Genomic DNA, 16923 nt, shown 5'->3' with positions numbered 1-16923 from the left:
TCCTGATCGGCCGGTCAGGTTGGATCAGCATCCGGTCAACGAGGTCCGGCCACGCTGGCGGAGTGTTTTCGCCGCTGCTGAAAGGCCCTGTCGCCGATGTCCGTTGATGAACGTGCCCCTGTCGTGGCCAGGACGGTTTCTCCTCCCGTACCCGCCCGCCGACCATCGCCGAGCCCGGCCGGAACGGTGGTCGTCGTCGCGCCCTTGGCGCTGACCGTCGCTCTCGGGCTCTGGGGTATCCGCAGGGAGAACACCATGTGGGGAGACGAGTCCGTCACCTATCAGCTCGCGCACCGCGATCTTTCGCAGATATGGCTCACCACCACCCGGCACGTCGATCTGGTCCATGCCCTTTACTACGCCGTGATGCATGAGCTCTTCGGTCTCTTCGGCGGAGGGCTGCTGACGTTGCGGCTGCCGTCCGTGCTGGCCATGTCCGTGGCGGCGAGCGGAGTCGGGCTTCTGGCGCTACGCCTGGCGGGACCCCGTGCCGGGCTGCTGGCCGGGCTGGTGTTTCCGCTCCTTCCCCAGGTACAGAAGTACGCGCAGGAAGGCCGCTCGTATGCCATGGTCTGTGCCCTGGTCACCTGGGCCACCTATGCGCTCGTGGTCAGCGTCCCGCGTCGCGCCCGGTGGCGGTGGGCGGTCTATGGCTCCACCATGCTGCCGGCCTGTCTGCTCCATGAGTTCGCGGTCCTCGTCCTGGTCGCACACGGCGTCACACTGGTCGTCTCCCGTGTTCCGGGACCGGTGCTGAGGGCGTGGAGCGTGACTGCCGCGGGCGTTGTGGCCGGGCTGTTGCCGCTGGCAATCCGCAGTGCGGGGCAGTCGGCGCAGGTGGCCTGGATCGGCGGACCGGTGCGGCTTCGTTATTTCCTGGTCGTGGCGGTCGTGGGTGTGCTGTGTGCCCGAGTGCCCCTGGGGGTGAGGGGGCCCGTACGGCTCTCCGCGCTGGCTGTGCCGATCCTTGTGCTGCCGGGCCTTCTGCTGCTGGTCGCCTCACTGGTCAAGCCTCTTTTCGTCGACCGGTACGTGCTCTACAGCAATATCGGAATCGCCTTGCTGCTGGGTGCCTGGATCGATTGCTTCCTCAGGCGGCAGCGGTCTTCCCGCAACGCGTGGATCGCGGCGGTTGCCGTCCTGACCGCGCTCGTCCAGCCGAGCCTTTCACTGAGGACGCCCCAAAGCCGGAGCAACGACGTCACCGCCATCGGCGCCGCCGTACGCGAGGAAGGCCGTCCGGGCGACGGACTGCTCTATCTCGCCGGCCAGCACCGGATCCTGACCGCGGCCAACCCCGAGGACACCCGTTCCCTGACAGATCTCGCCCTGGCACAGGACCCGGTCTCGTCCAACACACTTGCGGGTGTCGAGCTTCCCGCCCGGGACATAGCGGCACGCATACTGGAATTCGACCGGATCGTCGCGGTCCGCGCGGTGGGCACATACTCGCCGTCCACCCCGCAGGAGAAAGCGAAAACGAGCACCCTGCGGCGCTACTTCCGTGAGGACGGAACAACCCGTGTCAACGGGGCCCGAGTCACCGTCTATGTCCGTGTCCGGGCCCACGCCCCGTCTCCGAAGGCCGGTCCTGTGCTGTCGGGCTGGTCCTGAGGTCACCGCGTCCGCTTGCGGGTCTGCTTCACCTCCCGGTCGACGGCCCAGGCGTCGGCGACCGGCCCGAGGTGGCCGAGCTTGTCGGGGTTGATGACCGAGCGGATGGTCTGGATCTGCCCGTCGAGCACGTCGAGGGCGAGGATATGGAGGACCTTGCCCTCCCGGTCGCGAAAAACGGCGCCGGGCTGGCCGTTGACCTCGTGCGGCTCGAACGTGACGTCGACCCGGGCCATCAGCGGGTGGACGGTGGCGAGCAGCCTGGCCACGTTCTCGGCGCCGATGACGGCCCTGGCCAGCTGCGGGGCCTTGCCGCCGCCGTCCCCGACGAGCTGGACATCGGCGGACAGCAGTCTCGGCAGGCCGTCCACGTCCCCCTGCGACAGTGCCTCGAAGAACCGCTTCGCCAGTTCCTGTCGCTCCTGGTGGTCTGCCTCGAACCGGGGCCGCCCCTCGCTCATGTGGCGACGCGCTCGTACCAGTAACTGACGGCATGCCGCCTCCGAGCGCCCCACCGTCGAGGCGATCTCGTCGAAGCCGAAGGCGAACACCTCCCGTAGCACGAACACCGACCGCTCCAGCGGGCTGAGCCGCTCCAGGAGCAGCAGCGCTGCCATCGACACCGAGTCGGCCAGCTCCGCCGCGCGTGCCGGGTCCTCGTACGGATCTCTCAGCAGAGGCTCGGGCAGCCACGGTCCGACGTACTCCTCCCGCCGTACCCGGGCCGAACGCAATACGTCGATGGCGATACGAGTCACTGTGGCCGACAGGAACGCCTTGACCGACACGGGCCTTGTCGGCGAGGAGTCGAAGCGCAGCCATGTCTCCTGCACCGCGTCCTCCGCCTCGCCCACGCTGCCCAGAATCCGGTACGCGATCGAGAACAGCAGAGGCCGCAGCTCCTCGAACTCCTCGACCTTGCCCACGCCGCCTCCCTCCTGCAGTCCGTGTGTCCGGCCGGATCGGCGCCGACGAGACATCCTTCGAAGATCATCTGATGCGTGGGCGGGGTCGACGACGCTCGCGCACCGTGACCGCCCGCCAGGCCGGCGGCGGTTCAGTGGAACTGCCCGACCTCGTAGTCCCCCGCCGGCTGCCGGGTGATGACGTTCAGCCGGTTCACCGAGTTCATGAACGAGATCAGGATGACCAGCGCGGTGAGCTGCTCCTCGTCGTGGTGCTCGGCGGCCCGTGCCCACACCTCGTCGCTGACGCCGTCGGCCGCGTCCGCAACCCGGGTCCCCTGCTCCGCCAGCTCCAGCGCGGCACGCTCGGCCTCGGTGAAGACCGTGGCCTCCCGCCACACCGAGACCAGGTTCAGCCGCACCGAGGTCTCGCCCGCGGCGGCAGCCTCCTTGGTGTGCATGTCGAGGCAGACGGCACAGCCGTTGATCTGGCTCACCCGCAGTGCCACGAGTTCCTGCGTGGCGGCCGACAGCGGTGATCCCTTGAGCTCCCGGCCTGCCGACATGAAGTACTTGAGGGCCTTGCCGGCGGTGGTGCTGGCGAAGTAGTCGAGTCGCGCGTCCATCGTGTGCTCCTCCGTGCTCGTCGGTGTCTTCACCCCCCGAGACGAGACAGCCCCCCTCCCTGTGACACGGGGAGATGTGACCCACGTCTCCTCTCCGGCCGCGTTCGGACACGTCACAGTCCGAGCCGCCGTCCCGCCTCCTGGCCGCGGCCGGCCTCGCGGTGGCATGGACCTGGAGTCGTTGTTCGAGGTCTGCGCAGTGCTGGCGCAGGTCGGCGTACTTCTTCTTGAGTGCTCGTGTCATCGGGATCCCATTTCTGAGCCTGGACCCGCCCGGCACCGGACGCAATCGCTGGACCATGGGCCGGAAGGCCGCGCTCCAAGCCTTCGACATCACCTTCGACGGCCGCTCACCGCCGGACGCCGCTGAACGAAACCGACCGAGTTCCACCGCTCGCTACACAGACCCCGCCGGGACGGTGAACGGGCCGTGAAGTGGTTCAGGATCGGCAAGACCACTGAGGATGTGGTGGTTGGTTGGTTACGATCACCAAATGACTGTGGACGAGCACATCATGCAGGCCCAACTCCTATACGAACGTGCCGTCTTCGGTGGCGATTCCACTGCGTTGGCGACCGCCCATCTGGGCCTTGATGAGGTCGAGGCGGATCTTGCGCTGGCCCGCGGCCGACTGATCCATGCCCGCTTTCTGGAGGAGCGGATAGAAGACAAGCAGGAGTTGGAACTGTTCGAGCGTGCTGCGGCACTCTACGGCCGGCGCGGTGACGCCCAGGGCGAGGGCGAAGCGGTGTTCTGGATTGGCACCTTCCACCAGGTGGTACGCGACGACAACGAAGCCGCCCTACCGTGCTTCCAACGCGCCCTCGACCTCGCCACCCGGGCCAATGACCGGCTGACCATCTCCTATGCCATGCGGCACCTCGGCTTCGTCGCCCACATGGCTGGGCGCCTCGACGAGGCCCGTGCACACCTTGAGGAGTCCACGCGTCTGCGCCGGGAACTGGGATTCCTGCCCGGGGTCGCGGCAAACCTGATCGGGCTGGCCCATCTCGCCGCGCAGCAAGACCGACGGAACGACGCGGGGGCACTGCTCGAGGAGGCGGCAGATCTGGCCGAAAGGACCATGTCCCACGGTGTCCTGCGCTGGGTGGCGGGGGCCCGAGAAGAGCTCAGCCTGCTCTGAGAAGGCTGATCTGAAGCGATGACGCGGAACCTCGCGAGCGTGAGCGTCACCCCACCGATCTTCACGACACCGCGCCTCGAACAAGCGCCGGCCCGTCTCCGTCAGGCACCACCAGGATCTCCACCATTCCCGGCGCCCCTGATTGTCGGCGAAGGAACAGCATCACCTGCACGGCTGCGAGCAAGACCTTCAACCTCCCGGGACTGCAGAGCGCGCATCTCTTCGTCCCCGATCCCGGGCTGAGGGCGGAACTGGCCCGACGGTACGAACGCAATCCGTTCCCCCTGGTCAAGGTGCTGGGGATGGTCGCGGCCGAGGCCGCCTACACCCACGGTGAGCCCTGGCTCGAAGAGCAGCTCGCCTACCTGCGGGGCAACCACACGCACTTCGCGCAGGCGGTCAACAGCGCCACGTCGAAGGTGCGGGTGCTCCCGGCCGACTCCCTCTACGCGCGCCTGTGGCTGGACAAGGGCCAGAAATTCGGGATCGAGGGCCACGGCTACATGCGCGTGAACCTGGGCTGCCCGCGCTCCACGGTCGACGAGGCGATCCAGCGGCAACTCGCCGCGCGGTGGTGTGCAGTCGACGTACTCGCGCAGGCAGGGACTTTCCTCGCGGGCCGGTTCATCGGCGGCTCGCGGTGACGGCGATCGCGGGAAGGACGGCGACGGCGAGGATGCCGCCGGTGAGGGCGAGGACCGGGTACCCGGCGGTGGCGACGACGAGACCGGAGCTCAGGCCGCCGGTGGCGCCGGCGATGGCGATGGAGACGTCGACCAGGCCCTGGGTCCTGGCGCGGGTGGCCAGCGGCACGGCGTCCGTGATCATCGCTGTGCCGGAGACGAGGCCGAGGTTCCAGCCCAGCCCGAGCAGGGCGAGCGCGAGGGTGAGCAGGGTGACGGAGTCCGCGGGCGCCGCGGCGGCGGTGATGCCGGCGGCGAGGAGGGTGAGTCCGGAGGCGGCGGCGACGAGCGTGGGACCGTATCGGTCGACGAGCCAGCCGGTGAGCGGTGAGGGCACATACATCGCGCCGACGTGGAGGGCGATGACGAGGCCGGAGGCGGCGGTGCCGTGACCATGGTCATGCATGTGTACGGGCGTCATCGTCATCACGGCGGTCATGACGAGCTGCGTGAGGATCATCGTCAACGCACCCGGCATCAGCCCCGGACCACGGGTGCGCACCGCCGTCGCGACGGCGGCCTCCGGCGGCTGCCGCAGGTCGAGGGCGCGGGCGAGCAGCAGGGGGTCGGGGCGCAGCCAGACGGCGAGGACGAGGGCGGCCAGCGCATAGGCGACGCCGGCGAGGAGGAACGGCCCGGCCAGGGTGGGGATGCCTAGAGCGTCCGCGAGATCTCCCATCGGGGCGGCGAGGTTGGGGCCGACGACGCCGCCGAGGGTGGTGGCGACCAGGACGGTGGAGACGGCGCGGGCGCGGTGGGCGGGGGCGGCGAGGTCGGCTCCGGCGTACCGGGCCTGGAGGTTGGTGGCCGTACCGGCGCCGTAGACGAACAGGGCGACGAAGAGCAGGACGGGGTTGCCGGCGACGGCGGCGGCGATGACGGCGGCGCTGCCGACGGCGCCGGTCAGATATCCCGCGGCCAGGCCCGGTCGGCGGCCCCGGGCCTGGGAGATACGGCCGATGGTGACGGCGGCGAGGGCGGAGCCGGCCGTGAACAGGGCGCTGGGCAGGCCGGCGAGGTCGCTGGAGCCGAGCATGTCCTGGGCGAGCAGGGCACCGACCGTGATACCGGCGGCGAGCCCGGCCCCGCTCAGGATCTGGCTGCTGACCAGGACCACGAGGACTCGACGTTGTGCCTCGGACCGGGGGGACGTATCAGCCGGGGTGTCTGAGGCGGTACTCGTCACGAGGACTTCTTCCTTCCGCTGAGGCGGCCGAGGCCGACGGGGGACGGCAGCGCCGGGCTGGTGGTGAGGGGCCAGAGGCCGACCGGGGTTCGTCGACGGCCTGCTACAGCCCGTCGACGACGAGGTAGCCGTCGACGCGCTGGACGTGTGGGCAGTCCGGGTCCGGCGGCAGCGCGTGCCCGAGATCGTTGCGGCGCACCTCGCCGATCCACTGGTCGTGCTGGTACTCGTGGTTGATGAGCGCCGTGAGCAAGTGGGTCGCGACGATGGTGAGTTGTGCGGGGGCGCCGACCCGGCCGGCGGCGATGTCGCCCATGCGGGCGTGGACGCGTTCGGCGACGGTGGTACGGAAGTCGGTGAGTCGCCGGACGGTGGGCAGGGCTCCCCGGAACTGCTCGGGGTTCGCCGAGTCCATCAGGGCGTCCAGGTCCGGGTCGGGGCTGGGCTCGGCCGCGGTCAGGTTGCGGATCATGAAGTGGGCGACGTGGGCCTGGTGGCCGAGATGCCAGCCGATGGCGCTGGAGTTCTCGTGCGGGCGCCAGGTCACCTCGTCCGGGGTGAGGTCCTTCCACAGGTCGTCGGTGTAGGCGCGGGCGCGGTCGTACTCGCGCAGCAGTGCTTCGATCTCGTGCATGGTGTCGCCTCTTCTGCGGTCAGGGGTGCCGTTGTCACGGAGTGGGAGCGGCCGTGCGGGCAGGGGGTGTGGACAGAACGGCGTACGCCGCTCGCTCGGCGGCGGCGAGCGCGCCCTCGATGTGCCCGGCGTACTGGTCGGCCGTCTCGGTCGTGGCCCAGTGCAGCCTGCCGTCCAGCGCGGGCCGCTGGTAGCGGGGGTGTCCGAACAGGGTGTGGTCGGCGAGGCGATGCACGGCGGGCGGCGCGGTCCACGGCTCGCTGCTCCAGTCCTGGACATGGAGCGACTCGGATTCCGCGGCGGCGCCGCCGAAGAGCTGTGTGAGCTGGGCGGTCACCGCCTGCTCGAAGCCGGGGCCGACGGCCTGGGCCGGGGCGAAGCCGAACAGCGCCGCGGGCCGCCCGTCGGGCCCCGACATGTCGTGCAGCTCCTGCAACGGGCCGGTTCTGCTGAACGCCGCCCCGGCGAGCCCTTCGCCACGCCAGAAGGCGGTGGAGTAGTGGGCGACGACCTTGGCAACGGCGCCCATCCATACCGGAGTTGCCCGAGCGAGGCGGGCCAGGTCCGGGGGCAGTTCCGGATCGAACGCGATGTGTGCGAGGGCGAGCGCGGGTGGTACGGCAAGCACGACGTGCTCGGCATGCAGCACCGTGCCCGGCGTACGGACGTCGAGCCCGCCGGTGGCGCGGCGGTGGATCGCGGTGACCGGGGTGTCGAGCCGCAGGACGTCCGCCGGTAGCTCGGCCGCGAGAGCGCGCGCCAGGCTGTCGGCTCCGGGCGCGAAGCGACGCGCGGGGGCATCGACCAGGTTGCCGGGCAGCCGCCGTACGCCGGTGACGTCCTGCACGAGCGTGTCGCCTGCGAGATGCTGCTCGAAGGTGTCGATGCCGAGCCTGGCGGCGAGCTCCGCGACCCGTCGCTCGCCGTCCCAGAACCAGGTGGCCCCCAGGTCGAGCGCCCCTGGCGGGGCCGCGACGCTGAGCAGGCGCCCGCCGCAGCGGTCCCGCGCCTCCAGGCAGACGGTGTCGCGCCCGGCAGCCGCCAGAGCGGCGGTCACGGCCAGGCCGGCGATCCCGGCACCGATCACGACCACGTCGTGGCCGTCCTGCTGGAGCATGTACGGCTCCCTTTCTCTGCGCTGCTTCTCTGCTCTGCAACGGCGGTCAGACACCGGTGGTGAGGACCATCCGGAAGCGGGCCTTGCCGTCCTGCTGGGTGTCGAGCGCCTGCTGTGCCTCCTCCAGCGGGACGGTCTGCACCCGCGGGCGGACGCCGGTGGCGACGGCGAAGCGCATGGCCTGTTCGGTGTCGGCGGGGCTGCCGGTCAGATGACCGGTGACGCTGCGAGCCCCCATCACCAGCTTGGCCGGGGGAAGTTGCACCGGAGATCCGTCGAAGCCGACGACGGTGAGCCGCCCCTGCGGGGCGAGCCCGTCCACCAGCTCCACGAGCGGCTTGCTGCTGGAAGCCGTGGACAGGATCAGCCGCGCCCCGCCCAACTTCCGCAGCGCGGCTCCGGGCTCCTGTCGCTCGGCGTCGATGTAGTGCCGCGCGCCCAGTTCCTCGGCGAGCTTCCCTTTCTGCTCGCCCCGGCCGATCGCCACCGTCTCGAACCCCATCGCCGCGGCGAACTGCACCGCCAGATGCCCCAGTCCACCGATCCCGAGGACGGCGACCAGATCTCCGGGCCCGGCGCCGGAATGCCGCAGGGCGTTGAAGGTGGTGACGCCCGCGCAGCCGGCGAGCGTGGTGGCGGGAAGCGTAAGGGTGCTCGACCAGCCGCCGGGATACGACAGCCCCGGGACCTTCCGCTCCGGGCAGTGGACGACATCCCCGACCCGGCAGGCCGGGCAGTGCCCACATGCCGGTGGCCTCCACGTCGATACGCACCTCGCCGGCTCCGGGCGGCCGCTCCCGCACGTGGACGACCCGTACGGCTGCCCCGGGCTCCGTCATCTGCGCGGCCCGGTGAACACAACGAGCATCCTGGGTCACGAGAATCTCCACGAAAGGAAAAGGGGCGCGGAACAGCCACGCAATACCGCGTGTACGGCTTCGTCCGAACCGTAAGGCGTCCCCGTGGATCGCGGTAGAGGATCACGGAGAATGAGGCTATAAAGGGAAGTTATAGCCAGGAGGGGAGCAGCATGAACATCGAGGGGCTGCGTTACGCCCGGGCCGTCTCCACGACGAAGTCGTTCAGCGCCGCCGCCCGGGCGTACGGCGTCACCCAGCCGGCCCTGTCCAACGGCATCGCACGCCTGGAGCGGGAACTCGGCGTGACGCTGTTCGAACGCTCGCCGCGCGGGGTGACGCCGACCCCGGACGGCGCACGCCTCCTGCCCATGATCGACCGGGCCCTCGACGCCCTCGACTCGGTGCTGGCCGAGGCCTGGCGGCTGACGCATCCGGCGGCCGACACGATCCGTATGGGGGTCTCACCGCTGATCGGCGCCGACCTCGTCGCCCGTGCCTTCGAAGCCGCCCGCAGCCTGGACCGCCCGCGCGACCTCGTCCTGCGCGAGGCGGATCTCACCCATCTCCGTGACGACCTGCGAGCGGGCGAGCTGGACATCCTGCTCGTGCCCGCCGTGCAGGCCATGCCCGAGTTCCGGCATCGTGTCATCGGCCGCGAGCCCGTCGTCGTCATCGACCCCGCGGGCTCCCGGACCGAGAGCCCGGTGGAACTGCACGCCGCGGCCGACGCCGCCTACATCCTCGTACCGGACAGCTGCGGACTGACCACCTTCACCACCGAGCTCTTCCGCAGCCACGACCTGGCCCTGCGCACCTATCCCGGGGCAGCCTCCAACTACCGTGTGCTGGACGAGTGGGCACGGATGGGCGTGGGCGCCGCGCTCCTGCCCCGGTCCAAGACCACACCCGAACACGGCGGCAGCCGCCCCCTCGTCCGGGACGGGGCTCCTGTCGAGATCTCCTACGAGGCCGTCTGGGACAACGGCACTCCGCTCGCCGCGGACTTGGAGGACTTCGTCGCGGCTCTTGCCCCGTACGCCGATGAGGCATGAGCCATTGACATAGGTTATGACTGCGTCACTCAACAGGAAACCGTTCCTCGATAGCGATCCGTTCACCTGGGAAAGGCTCAATACGATGACGAGCGGGGACACCTCCGTACTCGGCGACCCGGTGGGCGAGTCGCTGCGCGGCCATCATGCGGGACTCGGCCGCCGTCTCGGTCGGGCCGTGCCTTTCCTGCCGGACGTCGCGACGTTCTCGGCGGCGCCCGACCCGTTCCGGTCCGAGAAGCCTGCACAGCCCCCGAGGCACGCGGGCAAGGCCAGGCTCTCCGCCTGGTGCACGCACTCACCGCACGCGTCCTGTCCCGGAACGAGCGCCCGTTCCTGCACGTGGCCGACGCGAACACCTCGGCGATCGCACTCTACGAACGGCTCGGCTTCGAAAACCGCACCCAGGTGGCCTTCCGCGGGTTCCGCACTCCGTGAGACCAACGAAATTGGGAGGAGTTCCGGCCGACTCTCCCGGCGCTCGGCGCCCTCGGGGGTGAGGGTCGGTCGCTTGGCCCGGCGGTCGGAGGGGTGGGGATGCCGTTCGCGACGGCACGGCCCCGGTCGTGCGAATGAGGCGAGTGCGTCCTCGGCCGTGGGGCGGATGTCCAGGACGGTGCCCGCCCCGGTCAGCTCCAGGACTCGTGCCGGGCGAGGTGGGGCCGCCCTGCCGCGTGCGACCTCGTCGGGTCCGCAGGCCTGTCGTCGCTGAAGGGGGGACTCCGGCTCATACGCCGGTCACCGGCTCCGCGCCGCCCGGTCCGTCCCGGCAGGTCTCCTGAAGGACGAGCACGGCGATGTCGTCGAGGCGTTGTCCGGTGGTGCCGGAGGCGCTCAGCACGGTGTCGACGAGCAGGTGGAGATCCTGGTCGTCGGCTTCGGCGAGGTGGTGGGCGAGGCGGTTGATCGAGTCCTCCGGGTCGGCGCCCGGTACTTCGACGAGTCCGTCGGTGTAGAGGGCCAGCAGCATCCCCTCGGTGAGCGGAATCTCCGTCACCGGGAAGACGGCGTCCGGGTCGACGCCGAGGAGCGGGCCGGGCGGGACGTCCAGGGGCCGGGTGCCGCCGTCGGGGAGGCGGAGGATCGGTGGCGGGTGGCCGGCGCTGGCGAGGGTGACGCGACGGCGGGTGAGGTCGAGGTGGGTGTAGAGGCAACTGGTGAACAGGTCCGGGTCGAGATCGGTGAGGAGCCGGTTGGTGCGGTGCAGTACCTGGTCGGGGGGTGTGCCGAGGGTCGCGTGGGCGTGGACGGCGGTGCGTACCTGCCCCATCAGGGCGGCCGCGGCGACGTTGTGGCCCTGGACGTCGCCGATGACGGCGGCCGCCGTGGTGTCGCCGAGGCGGATCAGGTCGTAGAAGTCCCCGCCGATGTCCATGCCGCGGGTGGCGGGCAGGTAGCGGGCGGCGACCCGCAGGCCGTCGATCGCGGGGAGGCTGCGCGGGAGCAGTGCCTGCTGGAGGCCGTGGGCGAGTTCGTGCTTGGTGTCGTACAGACGGGCGCGGTCGAGGGCCTGGGCGATGAGCCCGGCGAGGGAGGTCAGGACGGCGCGTTCCTCGGCGGTGAAGGTGTGGGGGCTGTCGTACGACAGGACGCAGATGCCGACCGGTCGGCCGGAGATGATCAGGGGCAGGAAGGCCCAGGCGTGTTTGCCGCTGACCGACGGGGCCTCGGGATAGTCGTGCCGCATCTCCTCGGCGTCGGCGAAGAACGTGGGGATGCCGGTGGCGAGGGTCTGCCCGGCCGGGGTGAAGGCGGTGTCGAGCGGGAGGCCGTCCAGTCGGGCGATGGTGTCGGAGGCGTAGCCGCGGTGGCCGGTGATCCGCAGTCGGCCCGCGTCGGCGGTGGACAGGACGAGACCCTGGGCGCCGAAGGCGGGCATGATCTGGTCGGCCACCAGGTCGACGACGTCCTGGACGCCGACGACCTCGGTCAGCGCGGCGGCGAGGTGCGTGAGCTGGTACAGCCGGCCGGCGCGGGCCGATGCGTCGGCCGGGCCGGTCCGGTCGGCCGCCGGTGCGGACGGCTCATGGGCGCCGCGGGGAAGGATGCGGGCGCTGATGCCGCTGTCGTCCGGGTAGAGGTGGAAGTCGAGCCAGTGGTCCGGCGGGCGGCAGGCGGTGAACGAGACGGGCTCGCGGCTGATCACCGCGGCACGGTAGCGGTCCTCGTAGAGGGTGGCGTCGAGCCAGCGCAGGGACTGCCAGGGCAGCGTGCCCAGCAGGTGGGCCGCCGCGCGGCCCAGGAGCTCGCCGGCACCGGGGCTGACGTAGGTGAAGCGCCCCTCGAGGTCCAGGGCGCAGCTGCCGCCCGGCAGACGCGCGACGAAGTCGACGACGGCCAGCGCCGCGGGTACGGACCGGTGGCCCGTGCCGACGGGAACGGCCCGTGGTCGCTCGCGGTGGGCGGACCCCGGCCGCTCGGCGGCCTCCTCCAGCAGCCGGGCCAGACGGCCGCAGCTGGACAGGATGTTGCCCCGCTCGCGCGGGGTCATGTGGGAGGGGCGCGTGGCCGGCCACATCAGCAGCAGGGTCCCCCACCGCCGCACGCCGGTGACCGGCGCGGCCGCCAGCGCCAGTGGATAGGGCAGGACCATCGCGGTGCGGGGGTAGGAGCGGGCCATCTCCTCCTGGCTGCCGATCCACACCATCCGTTCCTCACGCGCGGCGTCGGCCACGGGGGCCGGGGAGGCGAGCGGGACTCTCGCCCAGGGTGCGGCGAACTCGACCGGGGCGCCGCACACCGCCTCCAGGTTCAGCAGCGGTTCTTCCGGTGCGAGCAGGTACAGGGCACCGATGGACGCTCCCGTCCGGCGCACCGTTTCCGCGAACGTGGCATCCAGGGCGTCCGTGTCCGCCCCCGGATCAGCCCTGGCGGTCATGCCCTCTGCTCCTCTCGGGCCCGGCTCCGGCGTCGGTCGGAGATCTCCAGACTAGTCGCGCCATGGCGGTCAGGGGATCGGCGTGCCACCCGGCCTCTCGCGATCTCGGCACTGATCTTGGGCACTCGTCCCGGTGCCGGCCTTGGTGCCGGCCTTGGCGCCGGCCTTGACGCCGGCCTTGGCGCTGCGCATGACAATGCTGGCGTACGCCGCGCAGAACGGCCGCCGCTCCCGTAGGGTCGCAGTGCCGCCGAGACAGCACCGGCGGCGCGGTCTGGTCCCAGCGTTCCTTCGCACGTGCCCGAGCGACGAGGAGTGCCCATGTCAGGACAGTTCGAGGCGACGGTCGAGGTGGACCGGCCCATCGCGGAGGTGTTCGCCTACCTTGCCGACGGGCGCAACGACCCCCAGTTCAGCCCCCGGGTGCTCAGGATCGACCGGACCCCGGACGCCCCGACCTCCGTGGGCACGATCTTCCGGAGCACCGTCAAGGACGCCGGGATGAAGACCGCCCGCGAGTTCCGCATCACCGCCCTCGAAGCCCCTGTTCGGCTGCGCTGGGCCGAGGTCTCGAAGAACAGCGTGACGGCGAGCGAGGGCGGCTACGACCTGGAGTCGCTGCCGGGCGGCGGTACACGGGTGCGGATCTACAACATCCTGGAGGGCCACGGGCTGGGCAAGCTCCTCGTCGGCCTGGCGCTGGCCGCGGCCCGCAAGGACGCCGACGCGTTCGGCCGGCGGATCAAGAGCGCGGCCGAGGCGGCGATCGCTCCCTCTCCCTGACCCCCTCCCGGGCACCCTGGTGCGCGCCGCGGATCACCCACCCGGGCAGCATATTGCTCAAGTTGGGCAATAGGCGGCGAGCGGGGCGCCGTCCGGCTCTTCCCCCGTCAGGGCCTCCCCCGGGGTTCCTCGGAGCGCAGCGCCCGGTCCTCGACGGCGATCCGAAGCGCCGCGTTCACCATGCCCGGATCCCCGGTTCCACCGGCGCCTGCAATCCGTCCATGACCATCGCGGCCCCGGCCGAGCACAGCACGGCCACGATCGTCCGTCAGGACGTGGGCCGCGTGTTCTGAAACAGGAGTCGGCGCTTGATGACGCCGTCGTCAGCTCTGGGTCCGCTCCACCGGGAGCCACAGCTCGGCGTCCGCCTCCGTCCCGTCCGGGGACAGCCGCGTGCGCAGGATCTCCGGACCGGGCCGGCTGCGGTACGGGTTGGACGGGAACCACTGGGTGAACACGTCCCGCCACAGCTCCTGGACGGCCTGGGGAGCCGGTCCCGAAGTGGTGAAGACAGCCCAGGTGCCGGCCGGGACGGCGAGGGTCACGGCGCCCTCGGGGGCGGCGGCGGACGTGATCACCCCTTGGTAGTAGTCCAGCTCGGTGCCTTCGGCACGGCTGGGATCCAGGTCGTCGCAGACCGCGACGATGCCCCGCGGCTCCTGGTCCGACAGCTGCTCCAGCTGTTCCAGCCGCTGCCGGCCGATCCCCCGGACGAAGTCGATGATGGCCTGGTTCGGTCCGCTGTGCACCAGAGGCACCCGGGCCCTGGGCCCCACGACGGTGAAGTCCGGCCTGTCGACCACGCGATATCGCATGCTGCTGCTCCCTTCGACGGTGAGGCGGAAGGACAACCGCGGCTGGGAGACGAGCGCGGCGCCGGTGCGCCGTGCCTCACCCGGTCCCACGCCGTGCACGGCCCGGAACGCCCGGGCGAACGCCTCGCCCGAGCCGTAGCCGTAGCGCACCGCGATCTCCAGCAGGGACTCCCGGCCCGCGAGCACCTCGGCGCCCGCGACGGTGAGCCGGCGACGCCGTACGTACTCCGACAGCGGCATCCCCGCGAGCGCGGAGAACATCCGGCGCAGGTGGTACTCCGAGGTGGCCGCGACGCGCGCCAGTTCGGTCACGTCGACCTGCTGGTCGAGGCGGCCCTCGATGTCCTCCATGGCCTGGTTGAGACGCTCCAGCACGTCCGGTCCCCTTCCCTCTTCTCGATCACCACACTAGGAAGCGGGCTGCCTCCCCGACCCGACATCCTGTGCCCGATCGGATCAGGTGCGGTCGCCCTCTCCGGTCGCGGGGGACGCCGGGGCGGTCAGCAGGGACAGATGGGCGAGGTCCCCGGGTGGGGGCGTCGTCACCGACCACAGCGGTGCGGGGGAACCGTCGGCGATCGCGGCCGGGGCGTCGGTCAGGTTCATCCGCTCACGCAGGCGGCCGTAGAAGTCCATCGGGCCCAGCCGGACGGCACGCAGGCGGCGCGGGGCGGCGTACACGCCGATCCAGTCCCCCGGGTCGAGCACGCCCCGCAGCTGGCCGTCGATGCTGACCGCGGCCGGCCCCGACCGTTCCAGGAGACGCAGCCCGACCGGCTCGTCGGGGGCGGTGACGACCGACCGGTCGAAGGCCATGTGCGGGGCGACCGGCGTGAACACGAGGGCCTCCGCGCGGGGCGACACGACGGGCCCGCCCGCGGCGAAGCTGTAGGCCGTCGACCCGGTCGGTGTGGCGACGAGCAGCGCGTCGGCCGAGTAGGAGGCCAGCAGCCGGCCGGAGACGTAGACCCCGACCGACACCTGCCGGTCCCGGACCAGCTTCTCCAGGACGACGTCGTTGAGCGCGGTGACGTCCAGCGGGATGCCCCAGTCCCGGTCGACCTCGCAGTCCGGCCGTACCTGCGGGGGTGGCAGGAGCGGCCCCCTGCCGTACGCGATGAGGGATTCCATGTCCGCCGGCACCTCCAGCCGGCGCGAGGCGCGCAGGGCGAGCAGCATGCGGCTGTCGATCCCGAACCGGTCCTCGCGCACCGCGTCCAGCGCCGAGCGCACCGCGGCGGCCGACACCTCCGTCAGAAAGCCCACCCGGCCCAGATCGACCCCCAGGAGCAGGGAGCCGTTCTCGGCGGCCAGCCGTGCGCCGCGCAGGAAGGTGCCGTCGCCGCCCAGGGTCACCACGAGGTCGGGGTCGCCGCCCGCCTCGACCTCCTCGCGGGCGCTGCGCCGCCCGCCGTCGTGCCACACGTCGATGTCCGTGCACCCCACGGCGTGCTCCGCGCACCAGGCGCGGACCAGCCCGGCCGCCGCCACGGCCTCGGGACGTCCACCGTGCACCACCAGGCCCAGCCGGTTCACTGTCACATCCGCCTCCGGACGATCTCGGGTCACCGAACGGCGGCCCCGGTACGCAGCACTCCGTGCCCCTCTCTTCGATGGTGGCGCGCACGGACCGGCCTTGCCTCATCCGTGCCGGCCTTTCGGCCCGCGCACCGGACCGCGGACCCGGCCGGCACCCGGAGCGCGGGCTCAGACGCCTCGCAGGCTGTTTCGAGTTCGGTGAGCAGATCGTCGACGCCTTCCGCGGTGGAGGCGGGATGGATGACGACACTGCGTACGTCGCCGATGTTCGCGACATGGCTGAACAGACGGTCCCCTTCCACGAACCGGCGGCCCGCTTCCAGACCGCCCGCGAGTGCGAAGACGAGGACCGCCCCGGCGCCGCGGGGCAGACAGGGCTTGGCCCGCGCCCGCCACGGGCTGGAGGGCAGTCCGGCGTACGGAGGCACCCGCACCCTCCTGGAGCACACGTTCGCCGACTGGGGGGGGCGCAGCAGGTAGGGCGGTGGGAGAGGCAGCGGTACGACGACCGCGTCGAGGCGCGGGCCGAGGAAGAAGGGGAGGAGCATCTCGCCGATGTTGCACACGAACGCGTCCGGCAGGGGCACCGCGTCGATCCACGCGCCGTCCTCGCGCTGCACCTGGAGCCCGCCGACCTCGTCCTGCTGGAGCAGGGTGAGAGAGCCGTAGTCCTTGTGCGCGCCGACGCCCTGGTCGGCGCCCTCGGTGGCCCGCGGTGGACAGTGGACGATCTTCACGTGCACGGCGGCCTCGTCGTCGAACCACGTGTCGAAGTAGCCCTCCCCTTTTTTTCACCTACACCGGCTGGAACACCAGGGCGCCCGGGCAGGGCCACGGCGCCCTGCACGAGTTCAGCGGCTCCACGTTCCCCTTCGCCGCCCCGGAGGACGAACGCGCGCACCGGGGACCCGCGCCCGAGCGTCCGGGAGGGCTACCGCGACGCGGACGACTACGTCGCCAGGATCAGGGCCGCGGCCGAGGACCTGGTGGCGCGGCGACTGCTCCTGGCGGAGGACGTGGAACGCGCCGTGGCCCCGGCAGCCGACTGGTCGGCCCCGCGCCACCGGTTCGGCCTTCCCTGAAGAC

The 16923-nt window shown here is 71.4% G+C and carries 15 protein-coding genes and 3 pseudogenes; 7 read left to right on the top strand and 11 right to left on the bottom strand.

The window, feature by feature from the left end:
* Positions 1-96 precede the first annotated feature (96 nt).
* Positions 97-1614: a glycosyltransferase family 39 protein gene (locus ACYQ8Q_RS43105; RefSeq protein WP_460072670.1), complete on the top strand. Its 1518-nt coding sequence runs from the start codon at positions 97-99 to the stop codon at positions 1612-1614.
* Between the two features lie 2 nt (positions 1615-1616).
* Here the strand turns inward: ACYQ8Q_RS43105 and ACYQ8Q_RS43100 are convergent, their stop codons facing one another.
* Together ACYQ8Q_RS43100 and ACYQ8Q_RS43095 are read right to left on the bottom strand one after the other, a co-directional pair.
* Positions 1617-2540 carry an RNA polymerase sigma-70 factor gene (locus ACYQ8Q_RS43100; protein ID WP_460072669.1) on the bottom strand — a complete coding sequence of 308 codons (924 nt, stop codon included), beginning with the start codon at positions 2538-2540 and terminating at the stop codon, positions 1617-1619.
* A gap of 131 nt (positions 2541-2671) precedes the next feature.
* Positions 2672-3145, bottom strand: a complete 474-nt coding sequence (locus ACYQ8Q_RS43095; protein ID WP_460072667.1) for a carboxymuconolactone decarboxylase family protein — start codon at positions 3143-3145, stop codon at positions 2672-2674.
* 494 nt (positions 3146-3639) lie between these two features.
* Here ACYQ8Q_RS43095 and ACYQ8Q_RS43090 point away from each other — a divergent pair, with 494 nt between their 5' ends.
* On the top strand, positions 3640-4290 hold the full coding sequence (locus ACYQ8Q_RS43090; protein WP_460072666.1) for a tetratricopeptide repeat protein: 651 nt from the start codon (positions 3640-3642) through the stop codon (positions 4288-4290).
* Between the two features lie 293 nt (positions 4291-4583).
* A complete protein-coding gene (locus ACYQ8Q_RS43085) occupies positions 4584-4934 on the top strand; it encodes a hypothetical protein (protein ID WP_460072664.1) in 351 nt (116 codons plus the stop codon).
* On the opposite strand, the gene ACYQ8Q_RS43080 is transcribed toward ACYQ8Q_RS43085, so the two are convergent.
* The 4 genes from ACYQ8Q_RS43080 to ACYQ8Q_RS43065 form a co-directional block, all read right to left on the bottom strand.
* Positions 4915-6159 (bottom strand): MFS transporter, encoded by a 1245-nt coding sequence (locus ACYQ8Q_RS43080; protein ID WP_460072662.1) that lies wholly within the window; start codon positions 6157-6159, stop codon positions 4915-4917. The two genes, ACYQ8Q_RS43085 and ACYQ8Q_RS43080, sit on opposite strands and share 20 nt — an antisense overlap.
* Positions 6160-6262: 103 nt before the next feature.
* Entirely contained in the window at positions 6263-6793 is a 531-nt protein-coding gene (locus ACYQ8Q_RS43075) for a DinB family protein (RefSeq protein ID WP_460072660.1), read from the bottom strand.
* Between the two features lie 34 nt (positions 6794-6827).
* Entirely contained in the window at positions 6828-7910 is a 1083-nt protein-coding gene (locus tag ACYQ8Q_RS43070; protein WP_460072658.1) for a flavin monoamine oxidase family protein, read from the bottom strand.
* Between the two features lie 46 nt (positions 7911-7956).
* Complete coding sequence (locus ACYQ8Q_RS43065) at positions 7957-8436, bottom strand: zinc-binding dehydrogenase (protein ID WP_460073744.1); 480 nt, start codon at positions 8434-8436, stop codon at positions 7957-7959.
* Between the two features lie 504 nt (positions 8437-8940).
* On the opposite strand from ACYQ8Q_RS43065, the gene ACYQ8Q_RS43060 reads away from it, so the two are divergent.
* Positions 8941-9822: a LysR family transcriptional regulator gene (locus tag ACYQ8Q_RS43060; protein ID WP_460072657.1), complete on the top strand. Its 882-nt coding sequence runs from the start codon at positions 8941-8943 to the stop codon at positions 9820-9822.
* A gap of 231 nt (positions 9823-10053) precedes the next feature.
* Positions 10054-10260 (top strand): annotated as a pseudogene (locus ACYQ8Q_RS43055) (GNAT family N-acetyltransferase); the annotation flags it as partial.
* Positions 10261-10549: 289 nt separating this feature from the next.
* On the opposite strand, the gene ACYQ8Q_RS43050 reads toward ACYQ8Q_RS43055, so the two are convergent.
* Positions 10550-12700, bottom strand: coding sequence for a SpoIIE family protein phosphatase (locus tag ACYQ8Q_RS43050; RefSeq protein ID WP_460072655.1), 2151 nt, complete (start codon positions 12698-12700; stop codon positions 10550-10552).
* A gap of 321 nt (positions 12701-13021) precedes the next feature.
* Here ACYQ8Q_RS43050 and ACYQ8Q_RS43045 point away from each other — a divergent pair, with 321 nt between their 5' ends.
* Entirely contained in the window at positions 13022-13483 is a 462-nt protein-coding gene (locus ACYQ8Q_RS43045; protein WP_460072654.1) for an SRPBCC family protein, read from the top strand.
* Between the two features lie 323 nt (positions 13484-13806).
* On the opposite strand, the gene ACYQ8Q_RS43040 is transcribed toward ACYQ8Q_RS43045, so the two are convergent.
* The 4 genes and pseudogenes from ACYQ8Q_RS43040 to ACYQ8Q_RS43025 form a co-directional block, all read right to left on the bottom strand.
* A complete protein-coding gene (locus tag ACYQ8Q_RS43040; protein ID WP_460072652.1) occupies positions 13807-14673 on the bottom strand; it encodes an AraC family transcriptional regulator in 867 nt (288 codons plus the stop codon).
* 81 nt (positions 14674-14754) lie between these two features.
* Entirely contained in the window at positions 14755-15840 is a 1086-nt protein-coding gene (locus ACYQ8Q_RS43035) for an NAD(+)/NADH kinase (RefSeq protein ID WP_460072650.1), read from the bottom strand.
* Between the two features lie 23 nt (positions 15841-15863).
* A pseudogene (locus ACYQ8Q_RS43030) lies at positions 15864-16247 on the bottom strand (hypothetical protein); the annotation flags it as partial.
* Between the two features lie 75 nt (positions 16248-16322).
* Positions 16323-16619: pseudogene (locus ACYQ8Q_RS43025) on the bottom strand (2OG-Fe(II) oxygenase family protein); the annotation flags it as partial.
* On the opposite strand from ACYQ8Q_RS43025, the gene ACYQ8Q_RS43020 reads away from it, so the two are divergent.
* Positions 16512-16919 carry an alpha/beta hydrolase domain-containing protein gene (locus ACYQ8Q_RS43020; RefSeq protein ID WP_460072648.1) on the top strand — a complete coding sequence of 136 codons (408 nt, stop codon included), beginning with the start codon at positions 16512-16514 and terminating at the stop codon, positions 16917-16919. The pseudogene ACYQ8Q_RS43025 and the gene ACYQ8Q_RS43020 overlap by 108 nt on opposite strands.
* The last annotated feature ends 4 nt before the right edge of the window (positions 16920-16923 follow it).

Source organism: Streptomyces sp. YKOK-I1, assembly GCF_054660435.1.
The sequence above is the reverse complement of the archived record's forward strand: the minus strand, read 5'-3'. Positions and strand labels throughout refer to the sequence as shown.